The following is a 21,135-nucleotide window of genomic DNA, read 5'->3' as shown; positions in this document are numbered from 1 at the left end:
CTTCGTCTCGTTATAGCCAATGCAACTGATTCGCATTTTGACTCAGTTCATAACTATAACGCCGCGCGACAGGGAGCGCCCTTCGATGTCCTCAGGTTTCAATCGTTTCAGCACCGCCAAACCCGGCCCACGCACGCTGTCCGTGCTGACCATGGCCATCATGCTGGCCGCCACCCAGGTGGCCCCGGCCATGGCCGCGGCACCGGCCGGCGGCAGCCAGGCCATGGGCAACTACAGCTTCGCCATCGGCCAGCAGTCGCTGGTGTCGGCCATCAACGCCTTCACCCAGGTGACCGGCTGGCAGGTGGGGCTGTCGGCAGACCTGGCCAAGGACGTGCAATCGCCGGGCGTGCGCGGCTCGCTCAAGCCTGAACAGGCTCTGGAGCGCCTGCTGGTGGGCACCAACCTGAGCGTGCACAAGCTGGGCCCCAACAACGTCGTGCTGGAAGCGCGCAACAACGGCGCCATCGCCCTGCAGCAGGTCACCGTCAGCGCCACGCGCAACGCCCAGGACGTCAACAGCGTGCCCGCCACCGTGACCGTGCAGGACCGCCAGACCCTGGACCGCAACAACGTCAACACCATCAAGGAACTGGTGCGCTACGAGCCCGGCGTGTCGGTAGGCGGCGCCGGCCAGCGCGCAGGCATCACCGGCTACAACATCCGCGGCATCGACGGCGACCGCGTGCTCACCCAGGTCGACGGCGTGGAAGTGCCGGCCAGCTTCTTCAATGGCCCCTACGCACAGACCAACCGCAACTATGTTGACCCGGAAATCGTCAAGCGCGTGGAGATCCTGCGCGGGCCGGCCTCGTCGCTGTACGGCAGCAGCGCCATCGGCGGCGCCGTCAGCTACTACACCCTCGACCCGGACGACATCATCAAGCCCGGCCAGGACTTCGGCGCCCGCCTGAAGACCGGCTACAGCTCGGCCGACCGCAGCTGGCTGAAGTCCGGCACCATCGCCGGCCGCGAAGGCGACTTCGACGGCCTGCTGCACCTGAGCCAGCGCGACGGCCACGAGACCCAGTCCTACGGCGACCACGGCGGCACCGGCCTGAGCCGCACCGCGGCCAACCCCGAAGACGCCAAGACCACCAACGTGCTGGCCAAGCTGGGCTGGAACTACGGCGACGATGCACGCCTGGGCCTGACCTACGAAAAGTACAAGGATGACCGCGACACCAACCAGAAAAGCGCGGTGGGCGGCCCCTTCGTCAACGGCGCCGGCTTTGGCATGTACAAGGCCCGCAGCGGCAACACCACCACCTCACGCGAGCGCTTCGGCATCGAGAACAGCTTCGGCCTGGACAGCTACCTGGCCGACCACGTGAAGATGAGCCTCAACTACCAGATCGCCAAGACCGACGAGAGCACCAAGGAAATCTACGCGCCGTCGCGCGTGGTGTACCGCACCCGCGACACCCAGTACAAGGAACGCACCTGGATCTTCGATGCCCAGCTGGACAAGTCCTTCGCCATCGCCGACACCGACCACCACCTGACCTACGGCACCACCCTCAAGCAGCAGAAGGTCACCGGCCTGCGCACCGGCGAGGGCATCTGCATGTCGGTAGCCACCTACTGCAGCGCCATCGGCGCGGTGAGCACCAACACCTCCGACACCCTGACGCCAGCCAGCGACTTCCCGGACCCGACCGTCAACACCTACAGCCTGTTCGCCCAGGACGAGATCAAGTGGGACCAGTGGACCTTCCTGCCGGGTATTCGCTACGACTACACGCAGATGAAGCCGCACATCACCCAGGAATTCCTCAACACCGCTGCCCAGAGTGGCGACGACGTCAGCGCCGAAGAAAAAACCTGGCACAAGGCTACCCCGCGCCTGGGCGTGACCTATGCCTTCAACGACAACTACACCTGGTACGGCCAGTACGCCGAGGGCTTCCGCACGCCGACCGCCAAGGCGTTGTACGGCCGTTTCACCAACACCTCCCAGGGCTACACCGTGGCGCCCAACCCGAACCTCAAGCCTGAGAGCAGCAAGAGCTTCGAGACTGGCCTGCGTGGCCAGTTCGAACACGGCACCTTCGACCTGGCGGTGTTCTACAACAAGTACCACGACTTCATCGACGAGAACTCGCTGACCCCGGGCTACACCGAGACCACCTTCCAGAGCGTCAACATCAAGAAGGCCACCATCAAGGGCGCCGAGGCCAAGGGCCGCCTGAACCTGGACACCTTCGGCCTGGCCAGCGGCCTGTACACCCAGGGCTCTGTGTCCTACGCCTACGGCCGCAACGACGACAGCGGCGAGCCGCTCAACAGCGTCAACCCGCTGACCGGGGTGTTCGGCCTGGGCTACGACCAGGACACCTACGGCGGCCTGCTGAGCTGGACCGTGGTGAAGAAGAAGGACCGCGTGGACAGCAGCAGCTTCCACACCCCGGACGGCACCAGCACCCAGTTCAAGACCCCTGGCTTCGGCATCCTCGACCTGACCGGCTACTACAAGGTCACCAAGGACGTCACCGTCAGCGCCGGCCTGTACAACCTGACCGACAAGAAATACTGGCTGTGGGATGACGTGCGCGGCTACGACAGCGTGGGCGAGGCCTCGGTGACCCAGCCGGCCAACCTCGACCGCCTGACCCAGCCTGGCCGCAACTTCTCGGTCAACCTGGTGTGGGACATCTGATGTCAATCGCGGTACCGTTGCCCTGGGCAACGGTACCGCAGCATTTTTTTTACTGAGTTTGCCCGGCTGATTCGTCTAGTAAGGCAGCCTTTCCCTTTTTTCAGGATCCTGCATATGAGTGCCATCGAAACCAACGCCGCCCCGGCCGCCGAGCAGCCGGCCCTGCGCTCGCTGCGCCTGCGCCAGGCCAGTGCCGTGCTGCACGACCAACTGGAACACGCCGTGGGCGCCCACGCGCCGTTCGAAAGCCGCGAAAGCTACGGCCGTTTCCTGCAGATGCAGTACCTGTTCCAGTCCGAACTCAAGGGCCTGTACACCGACCCGGAACTGAACCAGCTGTTCCCCGACCTGGCCTCGCGCTGCCGCGCCGACGCAGCCCTGGCCGACCTTGCCGACCTGGGCCTGGAGGTGCCGGCCGCCGTGCCGGGCGCCCTGGCGAACCCCAACCGCGCCACGGCGCTGACCTGGATCCGCGTGTCGGAAGGCTCGAAGCTGGGCGCCGCCATCCTGATCAAGCGCGCCGAGGCCATGGGCCTGAGCGAAACCTTCGGCGCCCGCCACCTGGCCGAGCCTGAAGGCGGCCGCATGCGCGGCTGGAAAGCCTTCAACGCCATCTTCGACGCCCTGCCCTTCACCCCCAGTGAAGAAGCCGACGCCGATCGGGCCGCGGTTGACGCCTTCGCGCGCCTGCAAATACTCTTGCAGCACACGTATTCCGCTCACGCTTGAGTCGACACCGGCCGGTGGCGTGCCACCGGCCGGCGAACACCTTTTACACGCTGATTCCATGACCCGCCCACTGCCCTCCAAAACCGCGCGCATCCTGTTTGGCCTGCTCGCCTACGTCAGCCTGGGCATTGGCCTGGTGGCCATCGTCATTCCCGGCCTGCCTACCACCGAATTCATCCTGCTGGCCGCCTGGGCCGCCACCCGCAGCTCGCCGCGCCTGAGCACCTGGCTGGAAAACCACCGCCTGTTCGGGCCCATCCTCAGCAACTGGCGCAACGGCAAGATCGTCGCCCGCCGGGCCAAGGTCAGCGCCACCTTGAGCATGCTCGCCTGCTCGGTGATCATGCTGCTGACGCTCAAGCACGCCTGGCCGGTGTTCGCCGCCATCGGCTGCATGCTGGTGGTGAACCTGTGGATTTGGTCGCGCCCCGAGCCTTCTGTCAAAAATATTTAAAGTTAGGCGCGTATACGCCGATCTCCCGGTATCGCTGAAGTGCTTCGGCGGGCGGGGTCGTGCTCGACCCCCGCTGTCCCGACTGGTCAACTTGTGAGTGCGCGCCCATGTTCGACAACCTTTCGATACGTCTGAAAATAGTATTGCTGGCCGGCCTTTGCCTATTGGGCGTGGCGGGCTTGATCGTCGGGATAAACCTGTACCAGACCAGCCAGAATGATGCGCTGGTGAGCGCGTCCAGCCGCAAGATGCTGACCGAAAGCGTCCAGAATTTGCTACAGAGCAAGGCCGCGGAAAAAGCCGCGCAGATGCAGAAGACCTTCGGCGACAACCTGCTGGTGGCCAACGCCGCCGCCGACCAGATCATGGGCCTGCGCGCCTTGGCCGTGAAGCGTGGCCTGCCGCCGGCGGCCCTGCGTGAAGAGCTCAACCAGGCGCTGAAAGCGGTGTTCGAACGCAACCCGAAAGTGCTGGGCGTGTGGACCTCGTTCGAGCGCCAGGCGCTGGACGGCCACGACGCCGAATTCGTCAACGACGACAAGCGCACCTCCAACGAAAGCGGGCGTTTCGCCCCCTACTGGAGCCGCTCCAACGGCACCGCGCTGAACACCGTCACCTCCGAAGGTGACATGAACAAGACCGAGCTGAACCTCACCGGCACCCCGTACAACATTTGGTACACCTGCGCCCGCGACAGCGGCAAGCCGTGCCTGCTGCAGCCCTACACTGACACCGTGGGCAACAAGCTGATGCTGATGACCAGCATCGCCGTGCCGCTGCTGGACCAGGGCAAGGTAGTGGGGGTGGTGGGCGTGGATCTGGCGCTGGACTCGCTGCAGACCTCGGCGGAAAAAGCCCAGGCCGACCTGTTCAACGGCGCCGGGCGCATCATGATCGCCTCCACCGCCGGCGCCCTGGCGGCCAACAGCGGCGACGCCAGCCTGCTGGGCAAGAAGATCGACCAGGTGCTGGGCGCCGACGGCAGCGAGATCATGCGCCTGATCGCCAGCGACCAGCCCAAGGTGCTGAAACAGGGCGACACCATTCGCGCCGTGTACCCGGCCGCGCCGATCACCGGTGGCACGCCGTGGGGCGTGGTCATCGACCTGCCGGAAAAGGTCCTGCTGGCCGACTCGGTCAAGCTGCAGGGCGTGCTCGACGCCGCCCAGACCCGCGGCACCATCACCGCCATCCTGGTGGGCATCGTCGCCACCCTGGTCGGCCTCGTGCTGATCTGGCTGACCGCCAGCGGCGTGACCCGCCCGATCAACAGCGTGGCGGCCATGCTCAAGGACATCGCCAGCGGCGACGGCGACCTGACCCAGCGCCTGAAATACACCAAGAAGGATGAACTGGGCGAGCTGGTGAGCTGGTTCAACCGCTTCCTCGACAAGCTGCAACCCACCATCGCGCAGATCAAGCAGAGCGTCACCGACGCCCGCACCACCGCCGACCAGTCTTCGGAAATTGCCCGCCGCACCAGCGACGGCATGCAGGTGCAGTTCCGCGAGATCGACCAGGTGGCCACCGCCTCCAACGAAATGAGCGCCACCGCCCACGACGTCGCCAACAGCGCGTCCAACGCCGCCAGCGCTGCCCGTGGCGCCGACCAGTCGGCCAAGGACGGCATGTCGATCATCGAGCGCAGCACCCGCGACATCAACCTGCTGGCCGAGGAAGTCAGCAAGGCCGTGGGCGAGGTCGAGACCCTGGCGGTGAACAGCGAGCAGATCGGCAGCGTGCTGGAAGTAATCCGCAGCATCGCCGAGCAGACCAACCTGCTGGCCCTGAACGCTGCCATCGAGGCCGCCCGCGCCGGCGAAAGCGGCCGAGGCTTCGCCGTGGTGGCCGACGAGGTGCGCAACCTGGCCAAGCGTACCCAGGACTCGGTGGAAGAGATTCGCCACGTGATCGAGCGCATCCAGAGCGGCACCCGCGGCGTGGTGCAGACCATGCACTCCAGCCACGCCAAGGCCCAGGAAAACGCCGGGCAGATCCACCAGGCCGTGCAGGCCCTGGGCAAGATCAGCCAGGCGGTGACGGTGATCAGCGACATGAACCTGCAGATCGCCAGCGCCGCCGAGGAACAGAGCGCGGTGGCCGAAGAGGTCAACCGCAACGTCTCGGCCATTCGCACGGTGACCGAGACCCTGACCGGCCAGGCCACCGAGTCGGCCCAGGTCAGCAGCCAGCTGAACGCGCTGGCCACCCAGCAGATGAAATTGATGGATCAATTCCGCGTTTGATGGTCCAACCCTGTGTATTGTTGCTGCAATGCACAGGGACTGTTGCCCCACGGTCCTTCACCTTGGAGGGCCGTTTGCGATGTCCGAACTACTCGCCACTTTCGCCCAGGCGCTGCAGCTGCCGCTGGAGCGACTGCCCGCCACCAGTTTTCCCGGCATGGGCGCCCTGCCCTCGACCTTCGCCGTCAGTGACCTGGCCAGCGCCAGCATTGGCGCGGCAGGCCTGGCCGTGGCCGACCTGCTGCGCCAGCAAGGCGTGCCCGCAGGCAGCCTCAGCGTCGACCGCCGCCTGGCCTCGTTTTGGTTCGCCAGCAGCCTGCGCCCCATGGGCTGGGCGCCGCCACCGCCCTGGGACCCGATCGCCGGCGACTACGCCACCCGCGACGGCTGGATTCGCCTGCACACCAATGCGCCCCATCACCGCGCTGCGGCCCTGCAGGTGCTGGGCCCGTGCGAGGACCGTGACAGCGTGGCCAAGGCTGTCAACCAGTGGGACGCCGAGGCACTGGAGCGCGCCGTGGTCGACGCCAACGGCTGCGCGGCGCAGATGCTGCAGTTGACGCAGTGGACCGGCCATGCCCAGGGCCAGGCCGTGGCCGGCGAGCCGCTGGTGCAGCTTGAACAGTTCGATGCGCAGGGCGTGCAGGGCTGGCGTGGCAGCCGCGCGCAGCCGCTGGCCGGGATCAAGGTGCTGGACCTCACGCGCATCCTCGCAGGGCCTGTGGCCACGCGCTTCCTCGCCTCGATGGGCGCCGACGTGCTGCGCATCGACCCGCCGGGCTGGGAAGAGCCGTCGCTGGCCCCGGAGGTGACCCTGGGCAAACGCTGCGCCCGCCTGGACCTGCACGACAGCCTGGACCGCATCAGCTTCGAGCGCCTGCTGGCCCAGGCCGATATGTTCGTCCACGGTTACCGCGCAGACGCCCTGGAGCGCCTGGGCTTCGGCGCCGAACGGGTGCGCCAGCTGAACCCCGGGCTGATCGACATCAGCCTGAATGCCTACGGCTGGACCGGCCCGTGGCGCAACCGGCGTGGCTTCGACAGCCTGGTGCAGATGAGCACCGGCATCGCCGCCGCCGGCCAGCAGTGGCGCCAGGCGGACAAGCCCGTGCCCTTGCCGGTGCAGGCGCTGGACATGGCCACCGGCTACCTGGCCGCCGCAGCCGCCATCAATGGCCTGCGCGAGCGCCTGGCCAGCGGCCGCGGCAGCGCGGCGCGGTTGTCACTGGCGCGCACAGCCAAGGCGCTGATCGACCATGGCCAGGTCACCACCGACTTGCCCCTGGCCGCAGAAACCGGCGCCGACCTGGCCAGCCAGATCGAGCACACCCCCTGGGGCCCGGCCCAGCGCCTGACGCCGCCGCTGGCCCTCGCCGGCACGCCCATGCAGTGGGCCTGCCCCGCCGGCCAGCTGGGCGCCAGCCCTGCGAGCTTCAGCTGAACCGCGGCGCAGTCGTTGTGGGAGCTGGCTTGCCAGCGAGCTTTACGGGGGCGAAAAACTCGCTGGCAAGCCAGCTCCCACAAAGGCCATTGCTCACAACGCCAGCACCCCGCTGTACAACCCATACGCCGCCAACCCGGCTCCCACCAGCACCGCCGCGAATATCAGTTTCTCCCACCCCGTGAACAACGGCTGCCCCTGCTCGCGCTTGGCCTTGGCGAACAAAATCACCCCCGGCGCGTACAACAGCGCCGACAGCAGCAGGTATTTCAACCCGCCCGCGTACAGCAGCCAGATCGCATACAGCAGCGCCACCGCCGCAATCAGCAGGTCACGCTGGCGCACCGCTGCCAGCCCCTCGTAGGTCTCGCCCCGCACTGCCAGCAGCACCGCATAGGCCGCCGACCACAGGTACGGCACCAGGATCATCGACGACGCCAGGTAGATCAGGCTGTTGTAGGTGCCCGCCGACACCAGGGTGATCAGCAGGAACAGCTGGATCATCAGGTTGGTCATCCACAGCGCGTTCACCGGCACGCCGTTGGCGTTTTCCTTTTTCAGGAAGCGCGGCATGGTGGCGTCGCGTGCGGTGGCGTAGAGGATTTCCGCGCATAGCAGCGCCCACGACAGCAGCGCGCCGAGCAGCGACACCGCCAGCCCCAGGCTGATCAGCAGCGCGCCCCAGCGCCCAACGAGATGCTCCAGCACCGCCGCCAGCGACGGGTTCTGCAGGCCGGCGAGTTCGCCCTGGCTCATCACCCCCAGGCTCAGCACGTTCACCAGCACCAGCAGCGCCAGCACGCCCAGGAACCCCAGCACCGTGGCCCGGCCCACGTCCGCGCGACGCTCGGCGCGCCCCGAATACACGCTGGCGCCCTCGATGCCGATGAACACGAACACCGTCACCAGCATCATGTGCCGCACCTGCTGCAGCACGCTGCCCAGGCTGGGGTTGCCGGCGCCCCAGATGTCCTGGGTGAAGATATCCGCCTTGAACGCCACGGCGGCGATGACAATGAACATCACCAGCGGCACCACCTTGGCCACGGTGGTCACCTGGTTGATGAACGCGGCCTCCTTGATGCCCCGCAGCACCAGGAAATGCACCGCCCACAGCAGCAGCGACGCGCAGCCGATGGCCAGCGGCGTGTTGCCCTGGCCGAACACCGGGAAGTAGTAACCCAGGGTGCTGAACAGCAGCACGAAGTACCCCACGTTGCCCAGCCAGGCGCTGATCCAGTAGCCCCACGCCGACGAGAAGCCCATGTAGTCGCCGAACCCGGCCTTGGCGTAGGCGTACACCCCGGAATCGAGCGCGGGTTTGCGGTTGGCCAGGTTCTGGAACACCAGCGCCAGCATCAGCATGCCCACGGCGGTGATGCCCCAGCCGATCAGCACCGCGCCCACCTCGGCGCGTTCGGCCATGTTCTGCGGCAGGGAGAAGATACCACCGCCAATCATCGAGCCCACCACTAGCGCGATCAATGCGCCCAATCGCAACTTCTGTCCATGTTCCGCCATGCGATTCTCCAGTGGCTAGTTGGGGCTACCCCGCGCAGTTAAATATATAAACAAGGGCAGCGCCGACAGCTTTAAGACTAAAAGAATATTATTTCAATCGCCACCAGCACTAAGAAAAGATAGCCAGCTAATTAACCATTCAGTACGATTTTCTAAGCACTGAACAAATGGTAAAAATTCTCGATAAAGGTTGCGAAATCGAAAAACCGGGCTAACTTGAAAGCTCTCGGCATCGCCAGCCCATGGCGAATAATCGCACGGAAGCCCCACAGCACAAGGCTTCCGTGCGACCGAGATTCATCTTTCCGCAAAACAAACGAACTTCCATTGCAACATGGAATAAGCACATTAGATGACCTGGATCATGCTCGAAGGTTAGGAACGGACTTACCCTATCGCCTCTTCTCCTAGCGTGGAGTCAAGCAATGTCAGCAGCTAACGACAAACTAAGGCTCGGCGCATTGGTAGCGCTGGTCGTGGGTTCGATGATTGGTGGCGGAATATTCTCACTGCCGCAAAACATGGCCGCCAGTGCCGACGTGGGCGCAGTATTGATTGGTTGGGCAATCACCGCCGTGGGCATGTTGACCCTGGCGTTCGTGTTCCAGACCCTGGCCAATCGCAAGCCCGACCTGGACGGTGGCGTGTACGCCTACGCCAAGGCCGGCTTCGGCGCCTACATGGGTTTTTCCTCGGCCTGGGGCTACTGGATCAGCGCCTGGCTGGGCAACGTCGGCTACTTTGTGCTGCTGTTCAGCACCCTGGGGTACTTCTTCCCGGTGTTCGGCGAGGGCAACACCCCGGTTGCCATCGTCTGCGCGTCCATTTTGTTGTGGGCGGTGCACTTCCTGGTGCTGCGCGGCATCAAGGAAGCGGCGTTCATCAACCTGGTGACCACCGTCGCCAAGGTGGTGCCACTGGTGCTGTTCGTGCTGATCGCACTGTTCGCCTTCAAGCTGGACATCTTCACCGCGGATATCTGGGGGCGCATGAACCCTGACCTGGGCAGCGTGATGAACCAGGTGCGCAACATGATGCTGGTCACCGTGTGGGTGTTCATCGGCATCGAGGGTGCGAGCATTTTTTCCGCCCGCGCGGAAAAACGCTCGGACGTGGGCAAGGCCACGGTCATCGGCTTCATCACCGTGCTGCTGTTCCTGGTGCTGGTGAACGTGCTGAGCCTGGGCATCATGACCCAGCCGGAACTCGCCAAGCTGCAGAACCCGTCCATGGCCGCCGTGCTGGAGCATGTGGTGGGCCACTGGGGCGCGGTGCTGATCAGCGTCGGCCTGATCATTTCGCTGCTGGGCGCCCTGCTGTCGTGGGTGCTGCTGTGCGCCGAGATCATGTTCGCCGCCGCCAAGGACCACACCATGCCGGCGTTCCTGCGCAAGGAAAACGCCAACCAGGTGCCGGTCAACGCGCTGTGGCTGACCAACGCCATGGTGCAGGTATTCCTGGTGATCACCCTGTTCTCGGCCAGCACCTACCTGTCGCTGATCTACCTCGCCACCTCGATGATCCTGGTGCCCTACCTGTGGTCGGCAGCCTATGCGCTGCTGCTGGCGGTGCGCGGGGAAACCTATGAACAGGCCCTGGCCGAGCGCCGCAAAGACCTGTTCATTGGCGCCATCGCGCTGATCTACGCCATCTGGCTGCTGTACGCCGGCGGCGTCAAATACCTGCTGCTCTCGGCCCTGCTGTACGCCCCCGGGGCGCTGCTGTTCGCCAAGGCCCGGCGCGAGGTGGGCCAAGCCATTTTTACCAACGTGGAGAAATTGATATTCGCCCTGGTGATCGTCGGTGCCCTGTTCGCGGCCTACGGGCTGTATGACGGGTTCTTAACGCTTTAACCCCTGTTTGTGAATCTGGAGGAACACTGCAATGTCCACGGAAAAAATCAAATACGGCGTGCATTCCGAGGCGGGCAAGCTGCGCAAGGTGATGGTCTGCTCCCCAGGCCTTGCCCACCAGCGCCTGACCCCCAACAACTGTGACGAACTGCTGTTCGACGATGTGCTCTGGGTGAACCAGGCCAAGCGCGACCACTTCGACTTCGTGACCAAGATGCGCGAGCGCGGCATCGACGTGCTTGAAATGCACAACCTGCTGACCGATATCGTCGGGCAACCCGAAGCCCTGGACTGGATACTGTCGCGCAAGGTAGTGCCCAACCAGGTCGGCGTCGGCCTGGTGGACGAGGTGCGCAGCTGGCTGCGCAGCCTGGAGCCGCGCAAGATCGCCGAATTCCTGATTGGCGGCGTGTCGGCCGACGACCTGCCCGACAGCTTCGGTGGCAAGACCATCCAGATGTTCCGCGACTTCCTTGGCCACTCCAGCTTCATCCTGCCGCCGCTGCCCAACACCCAGTTCACCCGCGACACCACCTGCTGGATCTACGGGGGCGTAACGCTGAACCCCATGTACTGGCCGGCGCGCCGCCAGGAAACCCTGCTGACCAGCGCCATCTACAAGTTCCACCCCGAGTTCACCGACGCCGACTTCCAGGTGTGGTACGGCAACCCCGACGAGGACCACGGCAGCGCCACGCTGGAGGGCGGCGACGTGATGCCTATCGGCAACGGCGTGGTGCTGATTGGCATGGGCGAGCGCACCTCGCGCCAGGCCATCGGCCAGCTGGCGCAGAACCTGTTCAAGCACAAGGCGGTGGAGCGGGTGATCGTCGCCGGCCTGCCCAAGTCCCGCGCCGCCATGCACCTGGACACCGTATTCAGCTTCTGCGACCGCGACCTGGTGACCATCTTCCCGGAAGTGGTGAAGCAGATCGTCGCCTTCACCCTGCGCCCTGACGACAGCAAACCGGGCGGCATCGACATCCGCCGCGAGGAAAAGCCCTTCCTCGACGCCGTGGCTGCGGCCCTCAACCTCAAGGCCCTGCGCGTGGTGGAAACCGGCGGCAACAGCTTCGCCGCCGAGCGCGAACAGTGGGACGACGGCAACAACGTGGTGGCCGTGGAGCCCGGCGTGGTCATCGGCTACGACCGCAACACCTACACCAATACCCTGCTGCGCAAGGCCGGTGTCGAGGTCATCACCATCAGCGCCGGCGAGCTGGGCCGCGGCCGCGGCGGCGGCCACTGCATGACCTGCCCGATTGTCCGCGACCCTATCGACTACTGATCGCCCCTCTGCCAAAGGAGATCCATCATGGCTTTCAACATTCGCAACCGCAGCCTGCTCAGCCTGGAACACCACACCACCCGCGAGCTGCGTTACCTGCTGGACCTGTCCCGCGACCTCAAGCGCGCCAAGTACACCGGCACCGAGCAGCAACACCTGAAGGGCAAGAACATTGCGCTGATCTTCGAGAAGACCTCGACGCGCACCCGCTGCGCCTTCGAAGTGGCCGCCTATGACCAGGGCGCCAATGTCACCTATATCGACCCCAATTCCTCGCAGATCGGCCACAAGGAGAGCATGAAAGACACCGCCCGCGTGCTCGGGCGCATGTACAACGCCATCGAGTACCGCGGCTTCAAGCAGGACATTGTCGAGGAACTGGCAAAATACGCTGGCGTGCCGGTGTTCAACGGCCTGACCGACGAATACCACCCCACCCAGATGATCGCCGACGTGCTGACCATGCGCGAACACAGCGACAAGCCGCTGCATGACATCAGCTACGCCTACCTGGGCGATGCGCGCAACAACATGGGCAACTCGCTGCTGCTGATCGGCGCCAAGCTGGGCATGGACGTCCGCATTGCCGCGCCCAAGGCGCTATGGCCCCACGAAGACCTGGTGGCGCGCTGCAAGCAGTACGCAGAGGAAAGCGGCGCGCGCCTGACCCTCACCGAAGACCCGAAAGCCGCCGTGAAGGGCGTGGACTTCGTGCACACCGATGTCTGGGTGTCCATGGGCGAGCCCGTGGACGCCTGGGGCGAGCGCATCAAGCAGCTGTTGCCCTACCAGGTGAACGCCGAGCTGATGAAGGCCACCGGCAACCCGCGCAGCAAGTTCATGCACTGCCTGCCGGCGTTCCACAATTCGGAGACCAAGGTGGGCAAGCAGATTGCCGAGCAGTACCCGCACCTGGCCAACGGCATCGAGGTAACCGACGACGTGTTCGAGTCGCCGGCGTGCATCGCCTTCGAGCAGGCAGAAAACCGCATGCACACCATCAAGGCGATCCTGGTGGCGACCCTGGCGGACCTGTAGACACCCGCGTAGCAGCTGCCGCCAGGCTGCGTCCGAGCGCACGACCGAGGTGCCTGGGGACGCCGCCTTCGGCAGCTGCTACGGGGGATCATTTGCTGATGAGAGGACTTATCCATGCGTATCGTCGTTGCACTGGGCGGTAACGCCCTTCTGCGGCGTGGTGAACCCATGACCGCCGACAACCAGCGCGCCAATATTCGCATCGCCACCGAGCAGATCGCCAAGATAGCCCCCGGCAACGAACTGGTGGTGGCCCACGGCAATGGCCCGCAGGTGGGCCTGCTGTCGCTGCAGGCCGCGGCCTACACCTCTGTCACGCCCTACCCCCTGGACGTGCTGGGCGCCGAGACCGAGGGCATGATCGGCTACATGATCGAGCAGGAACTGGGCAACCTGCTGGACTTCGAAGTGCCATTCGCCACCTTGCTCACCCAGGTGGAAGTGGACCGCAACGACCCGGCGTTCCAGCACCCCACCAAGCCCATCGGCCCGGTGTATTCCAAGGAAGAGGCAGAGCGCCTGGCGGCGGAAAAAGGCTGGAGCATCGCCGCCGATGGCGACAAGTTCCGCCGCGTGGTCGCCAGCCCCAAACCCAAGCGCATCTTCGAAATCCGCCCCATCAAGTGGCTGCTGGAAAAAGGCACCATCGTCATCTGCGCCGGTGGCGGCGGCATCCCCACCCTGTACGGCGAAGGCCGCAAGCTGCAGGGGGTGGAAGCGGTGATCGACAAGGACCTGTGCTCGGCGCTGCTGGCCGAGCAACTGGACGCCGACCTGCTGGTGATCGCCACCGACGTGCAGGCTGCATTCATCGACTGGGGCAAACCCACCCAGCAAGCCATCGCCCAGGCGCACCCTGACGCCCTGGACCAGCTGGGCTTCGCCGCCGGGTCCATGGGGCCCAAGGTGCAGGCAGCCTGCGAGTTCGCGCGCAATACCGGCAAAGTAGCGGTGATTGGCTCCCTGGCCGACATCGACGCCATTGTCCAGGGCAGCGCCGGCACACGCATCAGCACTGCCACGCCGGGCATCCGCTACCCGTAGTCGAACCAGAGGATGGGCCCCAGGGTCTATCCTCTACTTTTTCCGTGAAGGAGCCCCGCCATGGCCCAGTTCGAACCCGGTCACCTGCACATCCAGCGCACCGCGCTGCAACCCACCGACTTCAGCTACGACATCAAGCTCGACTACCAGGTGCTGCACGAGGCCAGCCGCGGCAAATACGTACAGTTCGACGTCGAAGGCCACATCAACGACAAGACCTTCAAGGACCAATTCGAACTGGGCAAGGACGACTGGTACAACTTCGCCAGCGCCGCCGACCACATCGCCCGCAAGAACGGCCTGCCCACCACCAGCGTGTTGTCACTGTCGATGCACAGCCATTACGACGCGGTGTTCGAGGACATTCGCAGCAAGATTGGCGCGCAGTCGGGGGATGCGGTGTCGCCTGAGCATCTTGACCCCTATGGTTGATTGAGAAACGCCTGACAAGAATCTGGGACCTTGCCTTCATCCGAATATGAATCATCTGATTTAATTCATTCGCATCGGGAGTATGATCGTTTCACCTGTCATATTCGGAGAAGACCATGACCTCCTCGGCCCCCTTGAAACATCCTGCCAGCGACAACGCTGAAATGGGTCGAGTGGCGCTTACATTCTTCTTCAACCTGATGGAGCACTGGCAATGCACGGCCGACCAGCAAAGAGTGCTGCTGGGCAGCATCGGCAACACCACCTACTTCAATTGGAAAAAACGTCCAACCGTGCGGCTGCCCCATGACACCCTGGAGCGTATTTCCTACCTGATGGGCATTCACAAAGCCCTGCGCATTCTGTTCAGCAACCAGCCGGAACGCAGCTATGAATGGCCCCGGCTGGCGAATTCGGCAGCGCCGTTCAACGGTCGCTCCGCGTTGGACTACATGCTGGGTGGGCGCGTGGTGGACCTGGCTGATGTACGGCGCTACCTCGACGCAGTGCGCGGTTGATGGCCCCCCCTGTGCTGCCTGATTGGGACCAGGCCTTTCGCATCGTCAACAGCGCCTTCCCGCCCATCAGCGTTTTCGAGGACACCCTAGACCCCGCAGACCTGGAAACAGCGTTTCTTATCGAGGGGCTGACCAACGATCGTTTGTGTGATGAAGCGGGGCAAATCCAGCGTGTCCCCCCGCAGGACCGAATGTGCGGGCCAGGGGCCACGCCTGTCATGGCGGCGTTCACCCATATCGGCCGGGCGAGCCGCTATACCGATGGAAGTTTTGGCGTTTACTACTGCGCCAATGCGATTGAGGCGGCGATCGCCGAGACTCGCCATCACCAGGAAGCGTTCTGGCGCGCCACCGCGCAGGACAACATCGAGGTGACCATGCGGACTTACATCAACAAGGTCACCAAACCTCTGGTGGATGTAAGAGACCGCGAGGACTTTCATTCCCAGGATGCTTCGAGCTACCCCTCGACTCAAGCATTCGCCCGTCAGCAACGCGATGAACAGGCATGGGGACTGCTGTATCGCAGCGTGCGCTCGCCGCGACATGAATGCGTGGCAGCCCTGCGACCACCGGCACTATCTCCCACCACCCAAGGCCCGCATTTCCGTTACTGCTGGGACGGCAAATCGCAAACCTTCAGCCACGTACTCGAAATCCGAGAGCTCCCCAACCCGTAGCAGCGGCCACAGGCCGCGTCCCCTGCCCCACCCATCAAGTACGTCCGGACGCAGCCTTCGGCAGCCGCCACGGGGGTGCGCGAAGCAGGCCAGACAAGGCATACTCGCCCTCCCTGCTGTCCAGATTCCCTGCCTGCCCATGCGCATTCACGTCAGTTTCATCGATCGAGTCGGTATCACCCAGGAAGTCCTCGCCCTGCTGGGGGCGCGCAATCTCAACCTCGATGCCGTGGAGATGGTGCCGCCCAACGTCTACATCGATGCCCCGACGCTGAGCCCCAAGGTGCTGGACGAGCTGCGCGAGGCGCTGCTGAGCGTGCGCGGCGTGCAGAACGTCAGCGTGGTGGACATTCTTCCCGGCCAGCGCCGCCACCTGCAGCTGGACGCGCTGCTGGCGGCCATGACCGACCCGGTGCTGGCCCTGGACAGCGCCGGCAACGTGTTGCTGGCCAACCCGGCGCTGATCAGCCTGTATGGTCGGGAGCCTGCGGGCGAGTCGGTGACCGAGCTGTTCCGCGACCCCAACCTGCTCGACACCCTGCTGGACCAGGGTTTCCGCCTGCCGCTGCGCGAAGTCAGCGTCAACGGCGAGACCCTGCTGCTGGACGCCACGCCCATCACCGACGCCGGCGCGCTGCTGACCCTGTACCCGCCCAACCGCATCGGCGAGCGCCTGGCAGCGCTGCACCACGACCACGCCGAAGGCTTCGACTCGCTGCTGGGCGATTCGCCGCCAATTCGCACCCTCAAGGCCCGCGCCCAGCGCGTGGCGGCACTGGACGCACCGTTGCTGATCCAGGGCGAGACCGGCACCGGCAAGGAGCTGGTGGCGCGTGCCTGCCACGCCATCAGCGCGCGCCACAGCGCACCGTTCCTGGCGCTGAACTGCGCGGCCTTGCCGGAGAACCTCGCTGAAAGCGAGCTGTTCGGCTATGCCCCCGGCGCCTTCACCGGTGCCCAGCGCGGCGGCAAGCCGGGGCTGATGGAGCTGGCGCACCAGGGCACGGTGTTCCTCGACGAAATTGGCGAGATGTCGCCGTACCTGCAAGCCAAGCTCCTGCGTTTCCTTAACGACGGTAGCTTCCGCCGGGTGGGGGGCGACAAGGAAGTGAAGGTCAACGTGCGCATTCTCAGCGCCACCCACCGCGACCTGGAAAAGATGGTCAGCGAGGGCGCGTTCCGCGAAGACCTGTTCTACCGCCTCAACGTGCTCAACCTCGACGTGCCGCCCCTGCGCGAACGCGGCCAGGACATCCTGCTGCTGGCGCGCTCGTTCATGCAGCAGGCCTGCACGCAGATCCAGCGCCCCATTTGCCGCCTGGCGCCGGCCACCTACCCGGCGCTGCTGGGCAACCGCTGGCCGGGCAACGTGCGCCAGTTGCAGAACGTGATTTTCCGCGCGGCGGCCATCTGCGAAGGCTCGCTGGTGGACATCGGCGACCTGGACATCGCCGGCACCGCGGTGGCGCGGCACACCAGCGACGGCGAGGTGGACAGCCTGGAACAGGCCGTGGGCGATTTCGAAAAGGCCCTGCTGGAAAAGCTGTACGCAAGCTTCCCCTCGACCCGCCAGCTGGCCACCCGCCTGCAGACCTCGCACACGGCCATCGCCCACCGCCTGCGCAAGTACGGCATTGGCGGGAAATAAATCACGGAATGATATCGTTACATCGTACCGATATCATTCCACCTCGTTCCAGAGGCCCATTCCCAAGGGCCTGATCCCCCAAGGCTTTTTTTCTCCGCCGACCCCGTAGCGATTTCGCTACACCCGCAAATTACCAAACTTCCCCCGAACCCGCTAAAACCCTGATTTCAAAGGCTAAAGCCCGGGTTGGCAACGAACTTGCTATGTAACTCTCAGACCCCGTCCGGTGCCCTGCCCCGGACACATCCATTGCGTAGGCCAGCCGTCATCTGGCCCCGAGGAGTTTCCATGAGCGAGTTGCGTTTTACTGTCGAACACGAATGGCTGCGCGTTGAAGCGGACGGCAGTGTCACAGTCGGCATCACCCCCTTTGCCCAGAACGCCCTGGGTGACGTGGTGTTCGTGCAATTGCCGGAACTGACCACCTACGCCAAGGATGCCGAAGTCTCGGTGCTGGAATCGGTGAAGGCCGCCAGCAGCATCAACATGCCGCTGGACGGCGAAGTGGTCGAAGTGAACAACGAACTCGACGCCAGCCCCGAGCTGGTCAACGAAGACGCCCTGGGCGCCGGCTGGTTCTTCCGCTTCATCCCGGCCGACGCCAGCCAGGTCGGCGAGCTGCTGGACCAGCAGGCCTACGACAACCTGATCGCCGCCCAGGCCTGAGGATTCACGATGACCACCTCGCTGACCACCACCAACGAATTCATCGCCCGTCACATCGGCCCGCGCGCCGCCGACGAGCAAGCCATGCTGGCCACCCTGGGCTATGACAACCTCGACGCGCTGACCGCCAGCGTCATCCCCGACAGCATCAAGGGCACCGCCGTGCTCGACCTGCCGGCCGGCCAGGGTGAAGCCGAGGCCCTGGCCGCCATCAAGGCCATCGCCGCGCAGAACCAGCTGTTCAAGACCTACATCGGCCAGGGCTACTACAACTGCCACACCCCGGCGCCGATCCTGCGCAACCTGCTGGAAAACCCTGCCTGGTACACCGCCTACACCCCGTACCAGCCAGAAATCTCCCAGGGCCGCCTGGAAGCGCTGCTGAATTTCCAGACCCTGATCAGCGACCTCACCGGCCTGCCGATCGCCAACGCCTCGCTGCTGGACGAAGCCACCGCCGCCGCCGAAGCCATGACCTTCTGCAAGCGCCTGAGCAAGAACAAGGGCAGCCACCGCTTCTTCGCCTCCGCCCACTGCCACCCGCAAACCCTGGACGTGCTGCGCACCCGTGCCGAGCCCCTGGGGATTGAAGTGGTAGTGGCCGACGAGGCCCAGCTGGATGACGTCAGTGAGTACTTCGGCGCGCTGCTGCAGTACCCGGCCAGCAACGGCGACATCTTCGACTACCGCGCGCTGGTGGAGCGCTTCCACGCCGCCAACGCCCTGGTAGCCGTGGCCGCCGACCTGCTGGCCCTGACCCTGCTGACCCCGCCGGGCGAGTTCGGCGCCGACGTGGCCATCGGCAGCGCCCAGCGCTTCGGCGTGCCGCTGGGCTTCGGTGGCCCGCACGCGGCCTACTTCTCCACCCGCGACGCGTTCAAGCGCGACATGCCCGGCCGCCTGGTGGGCGTGTCCATCGACCGCCACGGCAAGACCGCCCTGCGCCTGGCCATGCAAACCCGCGAGCAGCACATCCGCCGCGAGAAGGCCACCAGCAACATCTGCACAGCCCAGGTGCTGCTGGCCAACATCGCCAGCATGTACGCCGTGTACCACGGCCCGGCTGGCCTGGTGCAGATAGCCCGCCGCACCCACAGCCTGACCGCCATCCTGGCCCAGGGCCTGAGCGCCATGGGCGTCACCGTCGAGCAGCAGCACTTCTTCGACACCCTCACCCTGGCCACCGGCAGCGCCACTGCCGAGCTGCACGCCAAGGCCCGCGCCGCCGGCCTCAACCTGCGTGAAATCGACGCCCAACGCCTGGGCCTGTCGCTGGACGAGACCACTCGCCAGGCCGACGTCGAAGCCCTCTGGGCGCTGTTCCCAGGCCAGCAGCCAGCGTTCGACGCCCTGGCTGCCAGCGTTGCCGACGCCCTGCCGGCCGGCCTGCTGCGCCAGTCGCCGATCCTCGCCCACGAAGTGTTCAACCGCTACCACTCCGAAACCGAGCTGATGCGCTACCTGCGCAAGCTGGCCGACAAGGACCTGGCGCTGGACCGCACCATGATCCCGCTGGGCTCGTGCACCATGAAGCTCAACGCCGCCAGCGAGATGATCCCCATCACCTGGCCGGAATTCGGCAGCCTGCACCCGTTCGCCCCGGCCGAGCAGAGCAAGGGCTACCAGCTGCTGACCGACGAGCTGGAAAGCATGCTGTGCAAGGCCACCGGCTATGACGCCGTGTCGCTGCAGCCCAACGCCGGCTCCCAGGGCGAGTACGCCGGCCTGCTGGCCATTCGCGCCTACCACCACAGCCGTGGTGACGAGCGTCGCGATATCTGCCTGATTCCGTCGTCGGCCCACGGCACCAACCCCGCCACCGCCCACATGGCCGGCATGCGCGTGGTAGTGACCGCCTGCGACGAGCGCGGCAACGTCGACATCGAAGACCTGCGCGCCAAGGCCATCGAGCACCGCGAGCGCCTGGCCGCGATCATGATCACCTACCCGTCGACCCACGGCGTGTTCGAGGAAGGCATTCGCGAGATCTGCGCCATCGTCCACGACAACGGCGGCCAGGTGTACATCGACGGCGCCAACATGAACGCCATGGTCGGCCTATGTGCCCCGGGCAAGTTCGGCGGCGACGTCTCGCACCTGAACCTGCACAAGACCTTCTGCATCCCGCACGGCGGTGGCGGCCCGGGCGTCGGCCCGATCGGCGTGAAGTCGCACCTGGCACCCTTCATGCCCGGCCACGGCACCATGGCGCGCAAGGAAGGCGCCGTCTGCGCCGCTCCGTTCGGCAGCGCCTCGATCCTGCCAATCACCTGGATGTACATCCGCATGATGGGCGGCGAAGGCCTCAAGCGCGCCTCGCAGCTGGCCATCCTCAACGCCAACTACATCTCGCGCCGCCTGGAAGAGCACTATCCTGTGTTGTACACCGGCAGCAACGGCCTGGTGGCCCACGAGTGCATCCTCGACCTGCGCCCGTTGAAGGACAGCAGCGGCATCAGCGTCGACGACGTGGCCAAGCGCCTGATCGACTTCGGTTTCCACGCTCCGACCATGTCGTTCCCGGTGGCCGGCACGCTGATGATAGAGCCGACCGAAAGCGAATCCAAGGCTGAGCTGGACCGCTTCTGCGACGCCATGATCCGCATCCGCGAAGAGATTCGCGCGGTGGAGAGCGGCGCCCTGGACAAGGACGACAACCCGCTGAAGAACGCGCCGCACACCGCTGCCGAACTGGTGGGCGAGTGGACCCACGCCTACAGCCGCGAACAGGCGGTGTACCCACTGGCCTCGCTGGTGGAAAGCAAGTACTGGCCGCCGGTCGGGCGCGTGGACAACGTGTTTGGCGACCGCAACCTGGTGTGTGCCTGCCCGTCGATCGAGGCGTATCAGGACGTTTGAGGAAATTGCCTGGGGGCACCCTGCCCCCATCGCAAGGATTGACGATTGTGGGAGCTGGC

Annotated in this window: 16 protein-coding genes; 15 read left to right on the top strand and 1 reads right to left on the bottom strand. The window is 65.1% G+C overall.

Annotated elements, in window-relative coordinates:
• The first annotated feature begins 85 nt into the window (after nt 1-85).
• The 5 genes from ACWKWX_RS25060 (at nt 86) to ACWKWX_RS25040 (ending at nt 7,529) form a co-directional block, all read left to right on the top strand.
• Nucleotides 86-2,659: a TonB-dependent receptor gene (locus ACWKWX_RS25060; RefSeq protein ID WP_483829216.1), complete on the top strand. Its 2,574-nt coding sequence runs from the start codon at nt 86-88 to the stop codon at nt 2,657-2,659.
• A 114-nt stretch (nt 2,660-2,773) separates the two neighbouring features.
• A complete protein-coding gene (locus ACWKWX_RS25055; protein ID WP_416422659.1) occupies nt 2,774-3,388 on the top strand; it encodes a biliverdin-producing heme oxygenase in 615 nt (204 codons plus the stop codon).
• A gap of 58 nt (nt 3,389-3,446) precedes the next feature.
• Nucleotides 3,447-3,842, top strand: coding sequence for a YbaN family protein (locus ACWKWX_RS25050; protein WP_483829215.1), 396 nt, complete (start codon nt 3,447-3,449; stop codon nt 3,840-3,842).
• Between the two features lie 107 nt (nt 3,843-3,949).
• Complete coding sequence (locus ACWKWX_RS25045) at nt 3,950-6,088, top strand: methyl-accepting chemotaxis protein (protein WP_476294990.1); 2,139 nt, start codon at nt 3,950-3,952, stop codon at nt 6,086-6,088.
• Nucleotides 6,089-6,167: 79 nt separating this feature from the next.
• Nucleotides 6,168-7,529: a CoA transferase gene (locus ACWKWX_RS25040; protein ID WP_483829214.1), complete on the top strand. Its 1,362-nt coding sequence runs from the start codon at nt 6,168-6,170 to the stop codon at nt 7,527-7,529.
• A gap of 93 nt (nt 7,530-7,622) precedes the next feature.
• Here ACWKWX_RS25040 and arcD (ACWKWX_RS25035) read toward each other — a convergent pair whose 3' ends face one another.
• On the bottom strand, nt 7,623-9,050 hold the full coding sequence (arcD, locus tag ACWKWX_RS25035; protein ID WP_483829213.1) for an arginine-ornithine antiporter: 1,428 nt from the start codon (nt 9,048-9,050) through the stop codon (nt 7,623-7,625).
• A gap of 425 nt (nt 9,051-9,475) precedes the next feature.
• Between arcD (ACWKWX_RS25035) and arcD (ACWKWX_RS25030) the strand changes: the two genes are divergently transcribed.
• From arcD (ACWKWX_RS25030) to gcvP, 10 genes are all read left to right on the top strand, one after another.
• Complete coding sequence (arcD, locus tag ACWKWX_RS25030; RefSeq protein WP_416422655.1) at nt 9,476-10,903, top strand: arginine-ornithine antiporter; 1,428 nt, start codon at nt 9,476-9,478, stop codon at nt 10,901-10,903.
• Nucleotides 10,904-10,934: 31 nt separating this feature from the next.
• On the top strand, nt 10,935-12,191 hold the full coding sequence (gene arcA / locus ACWKWX_RS25025) for an arginine deiminase (RefSeq protein WP_416422654.1): 1,257 nt from the start codon (nt 10,935-10,937) through the stop codon (nt 12,189-12,191).
• A 27-nt stretch (nt 12,192-12,218) separates the two neighbouring features.
• Entirely contained in the window at nt 12,219-13,229 is a 1,011-nt protein-coding gene (locus ACWKWX_RS25020; RefSeq protein WP_416422653.1) for an ornithine carbamoyltransferase, read from the top strand.
• Nucleotides 13,230-13,343: 114 nt separating this feature from the next.
• Entirely contained in the window at nt 13,344-14,273 is a 930-nt protein-coding gene (arcC, locus tag ACWKWX_RS25015) for a carbamate kinase (RefSeq protein ID WP_483829212.1), read from the top strand.
• A 60-nt stretch (nt 14,274-14,333) separates the two neighbouring features.
• Nucleotides 14,334-14,705, top strand: a complete 372-nt coding sequence (locus ACWKWX_RS25010; protein WP_416422651.1) for a DUF5064 family protein — start codon at nt 14,334-14,336, stop codon at nt 14,703-14,705.
• Nucleotides 14,706-14,821: 116 nt separating this feature from the next.
• Nucleotides 14,822-15,223, top strand: a complete 402-nt coding sequence (locus ACWKWX_RS25005; protein ID WP_416422650.1) for an MbcA/ParS/Xre antitoxin family protein — start codon at nt 14,822-14,824, stop codon at nt 15,221-15,223.
• Complete coding sequence (locus ACWKWX_RS25000) at nt 15,223-15,903, top strand: RES family NAD+ phosphorylase (RefSeq protein WP_483829211.1); 681 nt, start codon at nt 15,223-15,225, stop codon at nt 15,901-15,903. Before ACWKWX_RS25005 ends, ACWKWX_RS25000 begins: the two co-directional genes overlap by 1 nt.
• A 139-nt stretch (nt 15,904-16,042) precedes the next feature.
• Nucleotides 16,043-17,551 (top strand): sigma-54-dependent transcriptional regulator, encoded by a 1,509-nt coding sequence (locus tag ACWKWX_RS24995; protein WP_473005479.1) that lies wholly within the window; start codon nt 16,043-16,045, stop codon nt 17,549-17,551.
• 288 nt (nt 17,552-17,839) lie between these two features.
• Nucleotides 17,840-18,217 carry a glycine cleavage system protein GcvH gene (gene gcvH, locus ACWKWX_RS24990; RefSeq protein WP_416422647.1) on the top strand — a complete coding sequence of 126 codons (378 nt, stop codon included), beginning with the start codon at nt 17,840-17,842 and terminating at the stop codon, nt 18,215-18,217.
• A 9-nt stretch (nt 18,218-18,226) separates the two neighbouring features.
• Nucleotides 18,227-21,076 (top strand): aminomethyl-transferring glycine dehydrogenase, encoded by a 2,850-nt coding sequence (gene gcvP, locus ACWKWX_RS24985; RefSeq protein WP_416422646.1) that lies wholly within the window; start codon nt 18,227-18,229, stop codon nt 21,074-21,076.
• Nucleotides 21,077-21,135: the final 59 nt, after the last annotated feature.

The organism is Pseudomonas imperatae (genome assembly GCF_057128625.1).
This window is presented reverse-complemented; position numbering and strand designations above follow the sequence as displayed.